Annotated in this window: 14 protein-coding genes and 1 pseudogene; 8 read left to right on the top strand and 7 right to left on the bottom strand. The window is 58.5% G+C overall.

Annotated features, from left to right (window positions below; all coding sequences use genetic code 11):
• The 3 genes from ABIB56_RS07895 (at position 1) to ABIB56_RS07885 (ending at position 4,596) form a co-directional block, all read left to right on the top strand.
• On the top strand, positions 1–747 hold the full coding sequence (locus tag ABIB56_RS07895; protein WP_354568600.1) for an abortive infection family protein: 747 nt from the start codon (positions 1–3) through the stop codon (positions 745–747).
• Positions 744–1,970 carry a hypothetical protein gene (locus tag ABIB56_RS07890; protein ID WP_354568599.1) on the top strand — a complete coding sequence of 409 codons (1,227 nt, stop codon included), beginning with the start codon at positions 744–746 and terminating at the stop codon, positions 1,968–1,970. Before ABIB56_RS07895 ends, ABIB56_RS07890 begins: the two co-directional genes overlap by 4 nt.
• 457 nt (positions 1,971–2,427) lie before the next feature.
• Positions 2,428–4,596 carry an AAA family ATPase gene (locus ABIB56_RS07885; protein WP_354568598.1) on the top strand — a complete coding sequence of 723 codons (2,169 nt, stop codon included), beginning with the start codon at positions 2,428–2,430 and terminating at the stop codon, positions 4,594–4,596.
• Between the two features lie 422 nt (positions 4,597–5,018).
• On the opposite strand, the gene ABIB56_RS07880 is transcribed toward ABIB56_RS07885, so the two are convergent.
• On the bottom strand, positions 5,019–5,462 hold the full coding sequence (locus ABIB56_RS07880) for a hypothetical protein (RefSeq protein ID WP_354568597.1): 444 nt from the start codon (positions 5,460–5,462) through the stop codon (positions 5,019–5,021).
• Between the two features lie 222 nt (positions 5,463–5,684).
• Between ABIB56_RS07880 and ABIB56_RS07875 the strand changes: the two are divergent.
• A pseudogene (locus ABIB56_RS07875) lies at positions 5,685–5,870 on the top strand (IS256 family transposase); the annotation flags it as partial.
• Between the two features lie 124 nt (positions 5,871–5,994).
• On the opposite strand, the gene ABIB56_RS07870 reads toward ABIB56_RS07875, so the two are convergent.
• The gene (locus ABIB56_RS07870; RefSeq protein WP_354568596.1) at positions 5,995–6,456 is read right to left on the bottom strand and encodes a PRC-barrel domain-containing protein; all 462 of its coding nucleotides are present in this window, start codon (positions 6,454–6,456) and stop codon (positions 5,995–5,997) included.
• A 533-nt stretch (positions 6,457–6,989) separates the two neighbouring features.
• On the opposite strand from ABIB56_RS07870, the gene ABIB56_RS07865 reads away from it, so the two are divergent.
• From ABIB56_RS07865 to ABIB56_RS07850, 4 genes are all read left to right on the top strand, one after another.
• Positions 6,990–8,381, top strand: a complete 1,392-nt coding sequence (locus ABIB56_RS07865) for an NAD-dependent succinate-semialdehyde dehydrogenase (RefSeq protein ID WP_354568595.1) — start codon at positions 6,990–6,992, stop codon at positions 8,379–8,381.
• A gap of 182 nt (positions 8,382–8,563) precedes the next feature.
• The gene (locus tag ABIB56_RS07860) at positions 8,564–9,478 is read left to right on the top strand and encodes a fructose bisphosphate aldolase (protein ID WP_354568594.1); all 915 of its coding nucleotides are present in this window, start codon (positions 8,564–8,566) and stop codon (positions 9,476–9,478) included.
• Between the two features lie 124 nt (positions 9,479–9,602).
• On the top strand, positions 9,603–12,368 hold the full coding sequence (locus ABIB56_RS07855) for a heavy metal translocating P-type ATPase (RefSeq protein ID WP_354568593.1): 2,766 nt from the start codon (positions 9,603–9,605) through the stop codon (positions 12,366–12,368).
• 2 nt (positions 12,369–12,370) lie between these two features.
• The gene (locus ABIB56_RS07850) at positions 12,371–13,180 is read left to right on the top strand and encodes a DUF4396 domain-containing protein (protein ID WP_354568592.1); all 810 of its coding nucleotides are present in this window, start codon (positions 12,371–12,373) and stop codon (positions 13,178–13,180) included.
• A gap of 135 nt (positions 13,181–13,315) precedes the next feature.
• On the opposite strand, the gene ABIB56_RS07845 is transcribed toward ABIB56_RS07850, so the two are convergent.
• The 5 genes from ABIB56_RS07845 to ABIB56_RS07825 form a co-directional block, all read right to left on the bottom strand.
• Positions 13,316–14,713, bottom strand: a complete 1,398-nt coding sequence (locus ABIB56_RS07845) for an MFS transporter (protein WP_354568591.1) — start codon at positions 14,711–14,713, stop codon at positions 13,316–13,318.
• Positions 14,714–15,125: 412 nt separating this feature from the next.
• Complete coding sequence (locus ABIB56_RS07840) at positions 15,126–15,569, bottom strand: PRC-barrel domain-containing protein (RefSeq protein WP_354568589.1); 444 nt, start codon at positions 15,567–15,569, stop codon at positions 15,126–15,128.
• Between the two features lie 201 nt (positions 15,570–15,770).
• Positions 15,771–16,115 (bottom strand): hypothetical protein, encoded by a 345-nt coding sequence (locus ABIB56_RS07835; protein WP_354568587.1) that lies wholly within the window; start codon positions 16,113–16,115, stop codon positions 15,771–15,773.
• 14 nt (positions 16,116–16,129) lie between these two features.
• Entirely contained in the window at positions 16,130–17,242 is a 1,113-nt protein-coding gene (locus ABIB56_RS07830; RefSeq protein WP_354568586.1) for a cytochrome b N-terminal domain-containing protein, read from the bottom strand.
• Positions 17,232–17,702 (bottom strand): hypothetical protein, encoded by a 471-nt coding sequence (locus tag ABIB56_RS07825; protein ID WP_354568584.1) that lies wholly within the window; start codon positions 17,700–17,702, stop codon positions 17,232–17,234. Before ABIB56_RS07825 ends, ABIB56_RS07830 begins: the two co-directional genes overlap by 11 nt.
• Positions 17,703–17,795 lie beyond the last annotated feature (93 nt).

The raw sequence follows: 17,795 nt of genomic DNA, 5'->3' as shown, positions 1-17,795 counted from the left end.
ATGGCATTTAATGCGCAGGAGGCGCTTCGCCTCGTCAACCGCTACATCGGCGTAGACGGTGGTTATCTCGGGGATTTCAGCTATCGGACACACACAGACTTTTACCCCGAGTATTGCGGCATCTATGACATCTTCCCGGACGAACTCGATGGGACTACCCGGCAGCGGTTCATCACAATCCTGAGGGGTGAAACCCCGGATCGACAAGCAAGGATCCTACGTGGCGTGTTGGAACGATTTCCTCCAGATACCAAGGCGCGACAACAGTTCATGCCAGTTGTCGAGGATTGGATTCGCCAGCTCGATGGGGCGCCGGCAGTAGCGAGCCCCATGCCAATCGCATCAATGAGCGCTGTTGTAAGGCAGGCTTTGATCGACGCCGAAAACTTGATTCGCACGAGCGGTCCTGCGAGCGCGGTGGATCGTGTGCACACGGCGCTTCACGGTCACATGAACGCACTCTGCGCTGAGGCAAACATCACGTTGCCTGAGCGGCCAACCCTGCAAGTCGCGGTGAAGAAGCTTCGAGAGAACCATCCTGGGCTCGCACCGACCGGCCAGCGTTCGGACGAGATCAGCCGAGTGCTCTACTCAATGGCAGCAACGCTGGACGCATTGACGACTCTTCGGAACAATGCGACTCCTGCGCATCCCAATGATGCGCTTCTCGGCAATCACGAAGCTCTTCTGGCGATTAATGCCGGGCGCACTATCTTTGCCTACATCGACTCGAAGGTCCGCGTATGACCGAGCTGTTCAATCGCGGCGAATTGCGTGACTATCTCTCGAGTCGAGTTCAGTCCTACCTGAACAGCCTGGAGGCCATGCATGAGAACGAGATGCTGTCGAGGTCGACCGACGATATCGTGCTAAATCTTGTTGATGCTGCCCAGATTGAGCCAATCACAATAGGGGCAGAAGCGATCGATGGAGGAGTCACCGAGGCACAGGTTGACCGGTATGACGCGTTCGACCGAACGCGTTACACGTCGGCAGGCCTAAAGATTCACGCCGTGTTTGAGTACTTTGGTAACGCCGACCTGCTCTACTACAGGCCGTCAACGAGGCTAATGACCACATTTAATGCGGATGTGGGTAGCGGCACCATTACTGTACAGATCGAGCAGCTGGGATCAACACCCGACCCGGTCGGTACCAAGCAAGCCATTGATCGGGAGATCGGGATAATCCGGACGATGGCAGGGCACGCGGCTGCCGACGTGCATGGGTTCAACTCGAATCTTGATAGTCAGTTCCGACAGGCGGTTGATCGCCGCAAGAAATTCCTTCAGGATCGACGAGACTTGGCGGGAGCGCTCGGCTTCCCGCTGAAGAAGCGGTCTGACGCGCCTGCACCCGTTCCTATGCAGCGCAAGGCAATGGGAGTTCAGCGCTCGAAGCCTGCAGTGCAGAGACCCACTTACCGCGACGAGCCCGCGCTGACCGAAGCCCAATACGAGGACGCAATCGCCGTCATCTCGTCAGCGATGCTTTCCATGGAACGCACGCCGTCAGTGGTTTCGGGAAAAAATGAGGAAGAACTTCGTGACTACATCCTGGTGATGTTGAATGGCACGTTCCAGGGGAATGCCACAGGCGAGACATTCGTCAAATCGGGCAAGACCGATGTCTTGGTTCGCGTCGAGGACCGACACGTGTTCGTTGGTGAGTGCAAGTGGTGGAGGGGTACTCGGGCACTCGGCGCGGCAATTGACCAACTACTCGGCTATTTGCCGTGGCGCGACGAGAAGGCCGCCCTGATCATCTTCATCGATAACAAAGATGCCAGCGCTGTGTTCGAGAAGGTGGAAGAAGCGGTGAAGTCGCACTCGGCATATAAGCGCGTCGGCAAGGCAACATCAGACCGTACGAAGCGCCGGGACTTGATCCTTGGTCATCCCGAAGACCCTGATCGTGAGATTCAACTCGCAGTGATGTTCGCTGTGCTTCCCAAGGGTGATCACACATGACGAGCGTGAAAGCCCCCATCGACAACCGCGGGCGGACCGAATTCACAGCCTCGCCGGTAATCGATGTCACTCGTTGCGAGTCAGTCCGAAAGTTAAACTCGAATTGTGTTGAGGTCTAGTTGCGTACGTTCGACAACTTGCGATGCTCATTCCCGGCAAAGGCGTCTTTGGTTTGTGAAGCCTGCCTCCCGGACCTTCATCAGCGCGATCCGGCTTCCGCCTACCAGCACTTCCTTGCACCGCGAACACGCGCTACGGATCCTCGTTTTCCCCATGTCGATTCCGCCATTATTCGCGCTGAGGAGCAACGAAGTCTTACCCATGCAGGACTAATGGTGACTGTCATAATCATAATCATAATCATAATCAGATTCAGCTTCCGGTGCCCTATGTGGAAATTCGACCGAAACAGCATCGTCTGCATGGCTTCCGGGAATAACTACGGAGCGTCCCTCGCATGAAATCAGTAAACATTGAACTAACTAATTGCCACGGAATACACCGGCTGTCGACTGTACTTCCATTCGCGAAGAGCAATGCAGCCGCAATTTATGCACCAAACGGAATGATGAAAACGTCATTCGCGCGTACATTCGCAGACCTGTGTCATGGCATCGAGTCCAACGATCACATGTTTCCTGATCGAACTAGTACTCGCGTCATCAATGACGACCGGGGTACGCCCATAGCTGGTGAAGACGTGGTCGTGATTGTTTCTTACGACGAGGACATGGGCCCTACAGAGGCCACTTCAACACTTCTGGTCGACAAGGTGCTTCGAACCGAGTACGAGGCTCTTGAGGCGACAATCCATGCAGCCAAGGCCGAACTGATCGCCGCCTTGAAGACACAGGCAACCACACGAAAAAACGTCGAGCGCGTTATATCCCTCGCATTCACAAGCGACGGTGAGAGCTTCTTCAAAGCGCTATTGCGTATCGAGAACGAACTGGAAACTGACAACGCTGAATTTGCCGATCTTTCTTACGATGTGGTCTTTGATGACAAGGTTGTGGCCCTGCTTCGTACGCTGGAATTCCGGTCCGCACTTTCCGATTACGTCGCCCGATTCAACGAGCTGCTCGACATATCCACCTACTTCAACCGCAAAACGTTCAATTACTACAACGCGGCGACGATCACAAAAAGTCTTGGCGACAACGGCTTCTTCACGGCAAAGCACTCGATTCTGCTCAATGCCGCCGGATCGAGCGAGCAGATTTCTACACAAAAAGAATTGACAGCTCTAATCGATGCCGAGAAAAAGTCCATCTCCGATGACGAAGGGTTGAGAAAGACATTCTCTGAATTGGAGAAGCAACTCAACAAGAACATGGAGGCTCGCAAGTTCTACGAGTACATAGCGAGCCATATCGAGCTGCTGCCCGAACTCGAAAATGTTGACGGCTTCAACGAGAAAGTGTGGACGTCCTACATCAAAGCCAATGAAGCTCTATATCAAAACGTCCTAAAGCAGTACAGGGATGCTGCTTCACGCAAGAAGGCCATCGAAGAGGAAGCGGCCAAGCAGAGTGGTCAATGGGAAGAAGTAATCAAGATCTTCAACGACCGATTTTTTGTGCCGTTCACATTAACCATCAAGAACAAAACCCGAGTTGTGCTGGGGCAGGAATCAATCCCGCAACTTGGCTTTGAATTCAACGACGGTGATGATCACGCACCCGTTGAGCGAAGCGATCTTCTTCAGGTCCTGAGTACAGGTGAAAAGAAGGCACTTTACATCCTGAATGTGCTGTTCGAAGTTCAGAGAAGAAAGGGCTCCGCAGGGGAGACGCTTTTCATCGTTGACGACATTGCAGACTCGTTTGACTACAAGAACAAGTATGCGATTATTCAGTACCTGAAGGACATTTCAGAAGTAGGAAACTTCCGCCTGGTTATGTTGACCCACAACTTCGATTTCTTCCGAACGCTAGAGAGCCGGTTCGTCCCCTATAACCAATGCTTCATGGCAAGCCGAAATGATGACGGCGTCGGTCTCGCGCCGGCCGCAGGTATAAAGAATCCGTTCATCAACGACCTCAAACCCCACTTTTTCGACGATCTAATGAAACGCATCGCATCAATCCCATTTATGCGGAATCTTCTCGAGTACACGCGTGGAGATTCTGACCCCGACTATCTAAAGCTCACGAGTCTCCTTCATTGGAAGGATGACACTGCCACGCTAACTCAAGCCGATCTTGATATCGCTTTTTCCAATCTATTTGGCGGGAGCGTTGGATGGCTAACTCCGAGTGAGTTAGTACTTGATGCGATTCACAAGTGCGCCGATCATTGTGTCGCTGCCGATACAAGCATCAACTTTGAGAACAAGATCCTCTTGTCTATGGCCATAAGGCTCCTAGCGGAAAAGTTCATGGCGACTCAAATCAACGATCCAACATTTGTCGCTGGCCTGAACAGTAGCCAAACCGGAAAGTTATTTAGCAGATTCAAAAAGGACTTTCCGGCTAAGGTGCACGCGATTCATATTCTCGAGAAAGTCGTCTTGATGACTCCGGAACAGATCCACGTCAATTCATTTATGTACGAACCAATCTTGGATATGTCGGACGATCACCTTCGCAGATTGCTCGGAGACGTCAAGACGCTCAGTAGCTGAATCGCAAGTCCTCGTGTTCGTTCTTGCGTTCTCGCAGCAGAGGTGCATGCTGAGCAGCTCATATTCCGAAACTCACCTTCCACGACTACTACGCACTGTCGATTCCGCTCACCGAAAAAGAGGCGTTGACCCATCGAGCTGAGATGACGAAAACGTTCCCGTCGTTGCCGCAGAAAGCCGGCTTAGCCTACGTTTCGCTCCGCGCTGCCATCGATGGGACACCGAATCAGATCATTGACGCATACCGTGAAACGAACGGATCAGTCCAACAGATTGTAGGCAAGTATCGGTCACTGCGGAACACTGGCGTCGCTCGTCCCAAAGTTGATCACTACCGACTTGCGCGTGCGCTACTAAACCTCGAGTGGCACGATGTTGACAGCAAACTTCTTGCGAAGGCAAAGAAAGCTGGTCGCCGCCGATCACACTGACTTCCGTCGTGGCGCCTTCGCTCGCATCTCCACACCAGATCGGTGCAATGCTCGAAGTACCGCACCATGTGACAGCTCATGCTCCTGCTCTAGCTCAGCCATCGTGGCACCAGCTTCATACTCTCGAGCCATGGTTGTCTCTTGTTCGGCCGTGACGACTTGTTGGCGCACGACGACATTCCGCTCGCGTAACAAACGAATCAGAGCGGAAGGTGCGACGTTGAATTCCTTGGCCAGTGATCGAGTACTTTCCCTAGCACTGTAACGGAGCACGATTTCTTCAACTTGTTCAGCACTCAGTCGGCGTTCGAGGCGATGAATTTGGTAAGCCGGTAGCTCTTTTTCTACGATCTGAGGCTCCCGTTCCTGTGCCAGTTTCCTCAGCGCTTCCGGGGTAAGACCCACCTCTGTATTGTTTGATAAGAGGTAGATCATGCCAGCCAAATTGATTATCTTCTACTCAATATCACCTCTGACCAGCGTGATTGTTTGTTTGAGGCAGTTACCGATCGGTACACCAGGATGCATCGGTACATGGCAGTTTTTGCTGCTGACCCCTGTAATTGAATTGTTTGAGTCCCGTTAGGTCTCATGCATCGGTACACCATCACGGCACATGTCCGACCCCCGTTGGATATACCGATGGTGTTGTCGATCGTGTTCCCCAACCCTGCTGCCTTGCTCCGCCTCGCTGGCGCGGTCCTCATCGAGCAGCATGACGAGTGGGAGGCCGGCGACCGCCGCTACTTCTCCGAGTCCTCGATGCTCGAGCTGAAGACCATGAACAACCCGACAACGACCATTCAGGAGGTGACAACACTGCCCGAACTGACCGCCGCCTAAGCTAAAACCACTGACCCCACACGGTGAAGCGAAACTACACCGCTCAAAGGGACGTCACCAAATTTTCGCGCTGTAACTGCGGACCCCGCTGAGTACTCCCGTGACTGGTGACGGCATAACCGGTTTAGCGGACTTCGTCACCTTCCGCCAAGCCACCACCGACCCGGTAGTGCGGATATGGAAATGCGGGGTTTTGGTAGCCATCTCCCCAGAAGGGCAAGTATCCGTAGTGGTTGTAGATGTTCTCGTAGACTTTTCGTTCGTCGACGAGTTCCGGGTCGTATGCCGGAGCCGCGGTAACCGTGCTGCCTGTCTGGTCGATACGCACTTCGTCGTCACTGATCGCGGTTATAGCATCGACAGGTATTAACGATGTTTTCTCACCGATCCCGAGAAAGCCCCCGGTTTCGACTCGAAGGAATCGGATCTTCCGCTCTGTGTCGTCGATGAGCAGTGCGTCAATTTTCCCTAGCTCGAGTCCATCTTTGTCGATGACCTTCCGTCCGCGAATGTCCTGATTTGGATCGGCTACTGTTTCACCGATATCGCCGAGTTTTACGAGCTTTGAATATTTTTCCGTGGCCATTTTGTCTCCTCAGCTGTTAAGCGAATCAGTTGGGGCCGAGGACCGGAGCCACGGGGCGAACATACGTCCGCCTCCCCGGATCTGTCAACAACCCAAGAGTTTTCTGGGGGAGGTCGATGGGGAGACGACATCGCGGGCGACAAGCGGATCTCCCGAGCGTAGCGGTGGGAAACCGCGACGGTGTTTCGGGCGCTAATTGGCTCAACCAACCGGTTTCAGCGAGTCGGCCTTTGATGCCGAGGGGGATCGACAATCGCTTCAATTGCGAATTGGAAGGAGAAAGAGGGGCTATCGCCGAGGCGCAAAGTACCAGTGCGGCTGTTGCACTTTCGCGACTGATTCATGACGAATTCGGATCGACGCCCGCGGCCGAGCGCGGCATGAGCGCGGACGAGAACCAGGTGTAGCTGCTGCGGACTTGGCAGTGCTTTCCCGCAATCGAGCGGGGAGAGGACCAATGACCCTATCGCGGCTGAGCGGGCGCTACGAGAGTTGGAGGTGCAGGCACGAACTGCCGAGGAAGGTTTTGTGAAATGTCTTACCAGACGGTCAACCCGTATACGAATGAAACTGTTGCGACGTTCCCGGATGCGACAAAGGAGGAAGTCGATGCAGCCATAGCTGCGGCGCACGAGGCCTTCCTTTCCTGGCGGGACACCCCTTTTTCCGCCCGAACGGCGGTGCTGTCCACAGCGGCAGAACTGCTCCGAGCGGACAAGCGACGTTATGCGGAGTTGCTGACTCTGGAGATGGGCAAAGTGATCGCAGAAGCCGAGGCTGAAGTCGACCTTTCGGCGGACATCCTTCAGTACTATGCCGACCGAGGTGAGTCGCTGATTCAGACGGAGAAAGTCCCGGTCGCCTACGCAGCGGAGGGTGAGGTGGAGATCGTGAACCAGCCTCTCGGTGTGCTCTTGTCAATTGAGCCGTGGAACTTCCCGTACTACCAGGTCGTCCGCGTCGCAGGACCTCAGCTGCTGGCTGGCAACACGATCCTCCTCAAGCATGCGAGCAACGTGCCGCAGGCCGCTGCCATGTTCGACGATCTGTTCACACGCGCGGGACTTCCTGCCGGTGCGTTCAAGAACCTGTACCTGCCGCACGACCTTACCGAGTACGTGATCGATGACCCGCGGGTTCGTGGCGTCGCTCTCACGGGCAGTGAGGAAGCGGGTTCAATCATCGCCGCCTATGCGGCGAAAGCGGTGAAGAAGAGCACCCTCGAGTTGGGCGGCTCGGACGCGTTCGTGGTGTTGGAAGACGCGGACATGGATAAAACGGTCGAGTGGGCGGTATTCGGGCGACACTGGAATGCCGGGCAGGTGTGCGTCTCGTCGAAGCGAATGATCGTAGTCGATGAGGTATTCGACGAATTCCTCGCAAAATATCGTGCCGGGGTCGCTGCGCTGAAAACGGGCGACCCCATGGACCGAAAGACGACCCTCGCACCGTTGTCCTCTCAAGGCGCGGCCGACAAGCTCACCGCCCAGGTCAAAGAGGCGGTAGCGGACGGAGCGGAAGCCGAGACTCTCGGCGACCCGGTGCCATCGACGGGGGCCTTTTTTCAACCCACAATCCTCACCGGGATGGACTCGAAGAGTCCGTCCTATTACGAAGAATTCTTCGGACCGGTCTCCATCGTCATCCGCGTCAAAGACGAGGCCGAGGCAATCGCGGTCGCGAACGATTCCCCTTTTGGCCTGGGAGGTTCAGTGTTCACGAAGGACACCAAACGCGGGGAGAAAGTGGCGAGGAAAATAAACACCGGGATGGTCTATGTGAACCACCCGACGATGGTCAAAGCGGATATTCCATTCGGTGGTATCAAGCACTCCGGATACGGCCACGAGTTGACCAATCTGGGTATCCAAGAGTTCATCAACAAGAAAGTCATCGACATCGTTGACATCGACGCCGCATTCTGACTCCTCGTGGACGTGGTCTGAAACTCCTCAACGCTGTTGATGTGTCCGGGCCACGTTTGGGATATGAATTTTCGCCGATGAGTCCCGCCGATGAGTTCGTGGGTGAGGCCAACCGACTGTCTTGCGTGGGCTTCGAACGATCGGCGCATTCAAACCCTGCACGTCGCCACAAAGAGGACACGATGAACACCGAACAGCTCGAGAAGATCGCCACCGGTATGGGAATGATCGCCGCGCTCGATCAGAGCGGGGGGAGCACACCCCAAGCGCTCGCCCGTTTCGGCATCCCGGAGAGCACATATTGGAGCGAGAAGGAGATGTTTGACCTGGTGCATGAGGTGCGCACTCGGATTGTCACCAGCCCGAGCTTCAACGGGGAACGAGTACTCGGCGCGATCCTGTTCGAGGGCACAATGGACCGCTGGATCGGTGGCCGTCCCGCTGCCGAATATTTGTGGGATGTCAAAAAGATCGTGCCGTTCCTCAAAATCGACAAGGGGCTGGCTGACGAGAGCGACGGTGCTCAGACAATGAAGCCCATTCCGCGGCTTTCCCACCTTTTGGATCGTGCCCGCGACCACGGCATGTTCGGCACCAAGATGCGATCGTTCGTCCTGCTGCCCGGTGCTGGGCTGCGCGCCGTCGTCGAACAACAGTTCGCTGTCGCGCGGCAGCTACTGGCGGTCGGCCTGGTGCCTATCATCGAAATTGAGATCGACATTCATAGCCCGGCCAAGCGGGAAGCAGAAGAGGTCCTCTCGGTCGCGCTACTCGAAGAGCTCGACCAACTCGATGCTGACCAGCTAGTCATGTTGAAGCTGACTCTTCCGGAAACCGACGACCTCTACCGACTGGTGGTCGCGCATCGCAATGTTCTTCGCGTACTTGCGCTCTCCGGGGGCTATAGCAGGCAGGTAGCGAACGAGTATCTGGCTCGAAATCACGGGGTCATCGCCAGTTTCTCCCGTGCGCTCCTCGAAGGGCTCACCGCACAGCAGAGCGATGAGGACTTCGACAGGACGCTGAACGACACCATCGCGAGCATCGTCAGGGCATCGTCAGGGCATCGAACGGTTGAGAGTGGGCCGGAGAGTTGAACGCCGTAACCGAGGCGTGCCGGGAAGCTCTTCGCGTCAAGGAAAGTCCGACTATACCCCTAGGGGGTATAGTCGGACATAGATTGTCGGCGCGAGCCGCTCGTAAAAGTAGGGGAGTGTCGCTGTGAATGTGATCGTCGTTGTTGGTGCTGCAGTGTTGACCGCCCTGCTGGGATGGTATTTTTTCGCGCCGCGCACGGCGAGGCGCGCAGTCGTCGATGGGGATGTTCAGGTGCAGACGATCACGGTCAAGGGCGGCTATTCCCCGAGCGTCGTCGAGGTGGTGCAGGGCGTGCCGCTGCGCCTACTGTTCGACCGGCAGGAGACTGGTGACTGCTCGTCGCGCGTGGTCTTTCCCGACTTCAAGGTGAACCAGAGTCTGCCGGCGAACACAACCACTGCCGTCGAGTTCGTTCCAGCTAAGGTCGGGGAATTCGGCTTCGCGTGCGGGATGAACATGCTGCACGGCACGGTCAAGGTCGTTGCCGGATCGGCTGACGGGATGCGGGCTTCGACCGCGTTGCTCGAAGCCCCAAGCACCACGATGAACACCACCACCGTGAGCTCTGGTCATCCCGGTGACCTCCCCACGTCTCCCAGTGAAGACGAGGGCGACATAGAGGCGGCCGAGCATGCCAGGGAGATCGCGGACCTGCTCCGCCGGGTGATCGTCGGGACTGTGCTGACGGCGCCAGTGTTCCTCGCGGTGATGGCTCACGACCTGTTTGGTGCCATCTGGGTGCCGGCTCTGCTGCTTGCACCGTGGTTCCAGTTCGCGCTGATCACTCCGGTGATGTTCTATACGGGCTGGCCGATCCACCGCACCGGTTGGTTGGCGTTGACCCACCGGGCGGCCGAAATGAATTCGCTGGTCACGCTCGGCACGATTTCCGCGTACGGGTTCAGTCTGGTGGCCACGTTCTTTCCTTGGCTGCTGCCCGTGGGGGCGCGGGGGGTCTATTTTGAGGCGGTCGGCGTCATCCTCACGCTCATCCTTCTCGGTCGCCTTCTGGAGACACGGGCCAAGGCTGGCACGGGGGATGCGATCCGCACCCTGATTGGCTTGCAACCGCGCACTGCACGGATCGTCCGCGGGGGTGAGGAGGCCGAGGTCCCCGTCGGCGACGTCGTTACCGGTGACATCATCGTCATCCGCCCTGGCGAGAAGCTCCCCGTCGATGGGCAGGTTACTGAAGGAACCTCTCCGGTCGACGAATCGATGATCACCGGGGAGTCGATCCCGGTTGTCAAGTCCGTCGGCGACACGGTGATCGGTGCGACGATTAACCAGACCGGGTCGTTCCGTTACGCGGCGACCAAGGTCGGCGCGGACACGATGCTTGCCCAGATCATCAAACTGGTTCGTGAAGCCCAAGGCTCCAAAGCGCCCATCCAACGACTCGCCGACAAAGTCTCCAGTTATTTCGTTCCGGCGGTCATCACGATCGCCATCTGGACCTTCGCCATTTGGTGGCTGGCCGGCCCGCCCCCGCAAGGCGTGTTCGCTCTCGTTGCGGCCGTCGCCGTGCTGATCATCGCGTGTCCCTGTGCGCTTGGTCTGGCCACACCGCTGTCGATCACTGTTGCCACCGGTAAGGCTGCCGGCAACGGAATCCTCATCCGTTCGGCCGAAGCACTCGAGACCGCCCACAAAGTGAACACGGTGGTCCTGGATAAGACCGGCACGATCACCAACGGCACCCCGATACTGACCGACGTGCTCCCGGCTGATGGCTTCGACGGGAACGAACTGCTGGCGCTCATCGCTGCGGCCGAACGCGACTCCGAGCATCCGCTCGCGGCTGCGATAGTGTCCGGCGCCGAGGACCGCGGGCTCACCATCCCCCGGGCGACCACGTTCGAGTCGATCACTGGTCGAGGTGTGCGCGCCCAGGTTAACGGCAGAACGGTCCTCGTCGGCAATGCTCGGTTGCTGACCGACGCCGGCATCGAAGTCTCGACCCTGGCGGTCGACCTGGAAGGTCTGGCGGCGGATGGCAAAACCCCGATGTTCGCCGCGGTCGACGGTCACCCTGCCGGCGTCGTCGGTGTTGCCGACACGATCAAGGACGGTTCGATCGCCGCGATCGCGGACCTGGCCTCTCGCGGTATCGATGTGGTGATGATGACTGGCGACAACCGCACCACCGCGGCCGCCATCGCCCGCCAGGTCGGAATCGCCCGCGTCGTCGCGGAGGTCATGCCCGAGCACAAAGCGCACGAGGTCCGGCGCCTGCAGGCCGAGGGCCGAGTCGTCGGGATGGTCGGTGACGGTATCAACGACGCCCCTGCGCTCGCGCAAGCCGACGTAGGCTCCGCAATCGGCACCGGAACGGACGTGGCCATCGAGGCCTCCGACATCACACTGATCTCCGGAAACCTAGGCGGACTGGTCACCGCGATCGACCTGTCTCGCGCCACCATGCGCAACATCCGCCAGAATCTCGTGTTCGCGTTCGGATACAACCTGATCGGCATCCCCGTCGCCGCAGGGGTGCTGTATCCCGCGTTCGGTGTGCTGCTCAGCCCGATGATCGCCGCCCTGGCCATGGCCTTGTCTTCGCTGTCCGTCGTCACCAATTCCAGCCGGCTCCGCCGGTTCACCCCGCACCCCGTGGCCGCCCCGGCCGCGGTTTCGACCATCATCCCGGTGGTCGAGATTGGTAATCAGCACGAACAAGAAGAGAGTCCCGTGACACATCACAATGAGAACCCGTCCACTGGCGTAACGCTCGTCACAGATCCGGTCTGCGGCATGACGATCGACCCCACGACCGCCGCCGCAACCCGGGAGCACGAAGGAACGACGTTCTCGCTCTGCTCCACAAACTGCGCCGAGAAGTTCGACTCAGATCCCCACAGATACGGACATCTTCACCTGGAACACTAAGAATGTTCAACGGCGTCATGCTCTTGTGGTGGATTCTCACCGTGCCGTCTTTTCTCTTCGTCGCCATCGACGTCTGGCGGACGCCGGCGGCAACAGTCATCAAGTGGGCTTTCATCATCCTCGTCGCCTTCACCGGCCCGATCGGAGCGTTCTTCTACGTGCTCGGCTGCCGGGAACCGCTCTCTGGAATCCACGAAGACTATGTCTCGGTCCGGTGGCGCCAGGTGATGGGCTCCACGATGCACTGCGCCGCGGGGGACGGGATCGGGATCATCGTCGGCGCGGCCATCGGTGCGGGACTGGCCCTGAACTTTTGGCCAGACTTCCTCCTCGAGTACACGATGGGCTTCGGGTTCGGGTGGGCGTATTTTCAGGCGTTCGCTATGCGCAATATGGCAGGCGGCTCATACTCCAAGTCGCTGCGGATAACATTCCTGCCCGAGCTGTTGTCGATGAACCTGCTGATGAGTGGGATGCTGCTCACGACTCGATTCTCGATGCGGGCAATCGCGGGGGGCGATAACCCGGCTCGTCCAGAGTTCTGGTTCATCATGTCGATGGCACTGATCGTGGGCTTCGCGTTCGCCTACCCGATCAACTGGTGGCTGGTCGCCAACCACATGAAGCACGGGATGTTCACGGTTCGCAAAGAGCCCGTCCCCGCACCGAGTGGGCGTCAACCGGTAGATGCCATGCCCGCAGGACCACCACCGGTCCAGCCGGGCATCCGCGCCAAGGTGGCGATGACTGTCCTGACGTTCGCGATCCTCGGCGGCGCGCTTCTCGTGGTCACACAGCTTGCGCTTCCCTGACAGTAAAACCGCCCACCTTAGCTGGCACTGCCAAGCTCTTGTGACCGCTGAGAAGAGGGGAGAGATCGCTCTGACCTCGACAGGGAGTATCTGAAAGATCGGGTGGGCTTGGATAATTCCCCGGGAGCGAACGGGCTAGCGAACTGCGGTGATCTTCCTGCGCGGCACGCGCCGGTGGCTGGGTCGTAGCAGGATGAATGCGGTCGCGGCGCCGACAAGTGCGATTGCGCTGTTGATGCTGAGGGCGGTGGAGAATCCGGTGATGAAGGCGTCGTGACGGGCCACAGACTGTTCTCGGCTGAACGCAGCTTCTGGACCGAATGCGGTGAGGATCACTCCCATGAGTGAGATTCCCAGTGCGAGTCCCGCGGCTTGGAAGGTGTTGAAGATTCCGGCGGCGATTCCGAATGCACCGTCTTTCGCAGATCCGAGAGCCATCGTGGTGGTGGGGGTTCGTGCGAGCGCGATGCCGAAACCGGTCACGGCGAGCCACACCATGAGAGCCACAACATTGCTCCCCGTACCCAGCCGCGACATCCCCAAGAGCCCGAGGGCGAGAACGACCATCCCAGTCACCACGAGCAGGCGGTTTCCGATTCTGTCTCCGAGCCGACCGGCGAGGGGGGCGATCAGGATGATGGTGAGGGTGAGGGGCAGCAGGGTCGCGCCGGACTGGAGTGCGGTGAGACCGACGACGGTTTGGAGGTAGAGGGCGAGGAAGAAGAACAAGCTGCACATCACGGCGGTGGAGATCAGGGTCACAATGTTCGCACCGGTGAAGATACGGTTCGTGAACACCGTGAGGTCCACCAAAGGGCTGGGGGTGCGACGTTCGCGGACAATGAACAACCCGAAGAGGAGAATGCTGACGCCCAAGAGGGGAAGAGTGGATGTCGATCCGTTTCCGTTGGCTTGGTTGAGGGCGAGAAGAAGACTGAGCAACCCGACGCCGGACAACACCACACCCCAGACGTCAAGTCGGCCCCCACGAGGCTGTGGTGTCGGTTTGGGGAGAATGAATTTTGCCAGCAACCAGGCCAGGATTCCCAGCGGCACGTTGAGCAGGAAGATCCAGTTCCAGCCGAGCGTGTCGGTGATGGCGGCGCCGATGAGCGGGCCAATTCCCAATGCGCTTGCGGAGACCCCGGCCCACACACCCAACGCGGTTCCACGGCGGTGGTCGGGGAACGCGGTCGCGATCAGCGCCAGGGACGCGGGCGCGACCAGTCCCGCACCGAGACCCTGAACGGCGCGCGACGCGATGAGGAAGCCCACGTTAAACACGACCCCAGACGCGATCGACCCGATGATGAAAATAGCCAGACCGGAAAGGAATACCCGTTTCGCCCCGGCCCGGTCGGACAAGTGGCCAGCCAGAAGGGTGAAAGCGGCGATCGCCAGCGTATAGACATTGACCACCCATTCAAGTGCGCCGAAACCGAAGCCGAGCTGACGTTGAATGGATGGCAGCGCTACCGACACAGCCGTCGTGTCGAGCAGCAGAAGAAAGCTGACCACGCTGAGACCGCCCACGATTGCCCACTGCGCCCGTGGAGCCAACACCGTGCCGGGCGGCCGCTGAATCGGTGCCCGGTCCGGCGGGTTGGCGCGCGCTCGACCAAGTCGGGGCGTCACAATCGCCGCGGCAGCGAGGAGGGATCGACTTCATGGTTCCCGGACCCCGGCAATGTTGGGTATTCCACGTCAGCCAGGCGGACTCCACGGGAATTTTGCTCACGGAGGGGAGGGGGCCGCGGTCCTCTACCAGGCGGAGGAGCCGCATAACGTGCTCTCTCCAGGGCGATGGTGACTCTTCTGGCGAGGATCAGCGCGGAGGTGAAGACGACGGAACTGGCAGCGACACCGAAGGCCACCGCAGGGCTCGGGGGTGACGGCCATGATGATCGTCGCGGCGAGCAACTTGGGTTGACAAAGCCAGTCGACGTCACCGATACCACTTACCCGCAAGCGGGTCCTCGCCGGGGTATGTGGGATACGTGTATTCGGGGCTCCAGAATGGCATCATTCCGTAGTAGCCGTAGGTGTTTTCCCAGAAATGTCTTTGATTCACGAGTGCGGGATCGTAGGCGGGGGCTCCGGCCACGTGGTCGGCGGACTGACTGATGTGGACCTCGTCCTCGGTGATTTTCGTGATCGCGTCAATCGGGATGAATGATTTGGCTTCTCCAAGTCCAAGGAAGCCACCGGATGCTACTTCAAGGAATCGAATCTTGTTTTCCTTTTCATCGAGCAGCAGCGCGTCGATCTTCCCGAGCGGTTGGTGATCTTTGTCGACTACTCGCCGACCTCGAATGTCGTTTTTTCGGTTGGCGACAGTTTGGTCGCTGGCACGCAGTTTTACCAACGTGTCAAAGTTTGCGTCTGTCATTTTCTCGATCCATTCCGGCGGTATCCCGCCCTGTCGTATTGTTGGTAATTTCGTCACCCTGGATGGAGGCGGTGAATTCGCTGGTCCAGGAGAGTCGAGGTGGTTGGCCAGGATCGTGAAGCTAGATCGGATGGCGAACAGGTTCACGAAGATCGGCCACCCTTATCACCCGGGTGCTACCGCCAGCAATCCCGACAATAACTAGCGGTGCCATATGCCGGGTAGGGCTGATCTTCGTCGGGGCTGCTGGGGCTGTCGAGCTAGGCGAGGCTGACGCCGAAACACTCTGCTCAGGATGGGGAATGAGTTGTCAGCCTCTATCGGTGGGCGCGCAGCACGACGGGCTCTCTCGAGGGCGATGGTGATTCGTCCCGCGAGGATGAGCGCGAGGGTGAAGATGAGGGCGCTGGCAGCGAAGCTGATGCCCACGAGCGGGCTCGGTGCTGATGCGACGGTGGTGGAGAGGATCCCGAGGGAGACGATCATGATGGCGATCAGGATCCACCGGGACCGAATGGCTCGTCCCGCGGACGGTCGGGTCCCCATGCTGGTCCTCACCGTCACATCCCCAAATGGTTTTTAGCGGGGGTGAGGATCATGATGATGCTCAGCGCGATCAAGGTGAGCAACAGGAGCAGGGCGAGTGTCATCGCGACCGGGCGTTTGCGCCACCACCTTTTCGGGTTACGGTCGACGAAAGGAAGGGCTGCGAGGATCAGGAAGAAGGCGACTTCTCCCCAGACGATCGCCGGCAGGCCGAACCAGTTTTCGAGGGTGAATGGCCACCAGAACAGCCATGGTGGTCTCGTAATCTCGATCCCTGCCACCGGCGAAGAGCCGATCGTCGCGGGTAGCAGGACGGCGAGGATACCGAGTATGCCGACGAGGGCGATGCCGAAGGTGACCAGGCGCCGGATGTGTTCGGTGAATGGTTTTGTGGGTTCGAGGGCGGCGGCTTGTTCGGTCAATTTACCGACCGGGAGGCTCGGATGCGGCGACATGTGGTGACGCTTTATCAGAAGGAAATGGAGAAGGACGAGCACAAGAATGATCCCGGGGATGATTACAACGTGGGCGCTGTACAGTCGCAGGAGGATCGGGAGCTGGCCGGAGAAGGTTGGGGAGAACCAGAAGCCGACCCCACCCAGGAGTGCTCCGATCTCGATATTGTGGCCGAGAGCCTCGAATCCTTCCTGGTCCCATTTGAGGACGGTGCCGGTGAATATGGCGAAGGTCAGCAGTCCGAACATTGCCACGCCGACGAGCCAGTTTCCTTCGCGAGGCTTTTTGTAGGATCCGGTCAGGAACACTCGAATCAGGTGAAGCAGCGCGGCCACGTACATCGCTTGGGCTGCCCAGAAATGGATCCCGCGGATGAAGCTGCCAGCCCACACGGTGGTTTCGATACTCCGGATCGATGAGTTCGCAAGCTCGGGGGAGGGGGCATAGAACTGGGCCAGGATGATGCCCGTGGCGATAAGAACAACGAAACTGACTGCCGTTATCCCGCCCAACGACCATGCGAATCGGTTTGCGTGCTCCGGGACCGGGTAGGCCAGGGCCGATATCCCCATCCGGTCATCGACCACTCCCCACGCCTTTCGAACCCAGCCGCCGTCGGTGTTATCGGAGGAAGGTTCGGTGAGCGGTTTGTTGTTGACGTCAACGGACATTGTCTTCTCTTCCACTCGAGGGGGCATCGGACTCATTTGCGAGCCGGGCGCGCGCGGCTAAAATATCGCCGGTAAGCGCCCTCAGGTTTTCCTTGGGGCGTAGCAGGTAGACCAGAACGGCACCGCCCACCGCCGCCAACATGGACAGGATCAGCAAAACCCAGTCCATACCGGACAGCGAAACAGTTCCCTGAAATGGTGGAACCACCGTCTTGGTTCCGGTCTCTTCACCAGTGGCGGGTTTCAGAGCGGCGGTGGCCGCGCTGATGGAGTCCTGAAGAAGAGGGCGCGCTGCATCAACGTTGCCCGCTTTCAAATCCATCTTCGCCTGCTGCACGGTGGCAACATCGACACCGTCCTGGTCCTTCGCCGCCAACGCATTATCCACTCGCACGAGGGCTTGCGCGGTGCCCGTCGCACCCGGTTGGTTCACCAGATAGCTGATGGCCTGCTGCACCATCACGTATCCCTCGGAGGCAGACTGCCCACCATGGGCCCACGCCGGCTGCGCTACCAACATCACCGAGGCAACGGCGATGAGGAATGCCGACGC

This window comes from Glaciihabitans sp. UYNi722 (assembly GCF_040549465.1).
Lineage (GTDB): Bacteria > Actinomycetota > Actinomycetes > Actinomycetales > Microbacteriaceae > Lacisediminihabitans.
Note: the sequence above shows the minus strand (reverse complement) of the source record. Positions and strands in the feature narration are given on the sequence as shown.

Excerpts from the sequence above, each read along its gene's own strand:
- ABIB56_RS07895 (WP_354568600.1), top strand. The coding sequence starts at position 1 with ATGGCATTTAATGCGCAGGAGGCGCTTCGCCTCGTCAACCGCTACATC.
- ABIB56_RS07890 (WP_354568599.1), top strand. The coding sequence starts at position 744 with ATGACCGAGCTGTTCAATCGCGGCGAATTGCGTGACTATCTCTCGAGT.
- ABIB56_RS07885 (WP_354568598.1), top strand. The coding sequence starts at position 2,428 with ATGAAATCAGTAAACATTGAACTAACTAATTGCCACGGAATACACCGG.
- ABIB56_RS07880 (WP_354568597.1), bottom strand. The coding sequence starts at position 5,462 with ATGATCTACCTCTTATCAAACAATACAGAGGTGGGTCTTACCCCGGAA.
- ABIB56_RS07870 (WP_354568596.1), bottom strand. The coding sequence starts at position 6,456 with ATGGCCACGGAAAAATATTCAAAGCTCGTAAAACTCGGCGATATCGGT.
- ABIB56_RS07865 (WP_354568595.1), top strand. The coding sequence starts at position 6,990 with ATGTCTTACCAGACGGTCAACCCGTATACGAATGAAACTGTTGCGACG.
- ABIB56_RS07860 (WP_354568594.1), top strand. The coding sequence starts at position 8,564 with ATGAACACCGAACAGCTCGAGAAGATCGCCACCGGTATGGGAATGATC.
- ABIB56_RS07850 (WP_354568592.1), top strand. The coding sequence starts at position 12,371 with ATGTTCAACGGCGTCATGCTCTTGTGGTGGATTCTCACCGTGCCGTCT.
- ABIB56_RS07840 (WP_354568589.1), bottom strand. The coding sequence starts at position 15,569 with ATGACAGACGCAAACTTTGACACGTTGGTAAAACTGCGTGCCAGCGAC.
- ABIB56_RS07835 (WP_354568587.1), bottom strand. The coding sequence starts at position 16,115 with ATGGGGACCCGACCGTCCGCGGGACGAGCCATTCGGTCCCGGTGGATC.
- ABIB56_RS07830 (WP_354568586.1), bottom strand. The coding sequence starts at position 17,242 with ATGTCCGTTGACGTCAACAACAAACCGCTCACCGAACCTTCCTCCGAT.
- ABIB56_RS07825 (WP_354568584.1), bottom strand. The coding sequence starts at position 17,702 with ATGGTGCAGCAGGCCATCAGCTATCTGGTGAACCAACCGGGTGCGACG.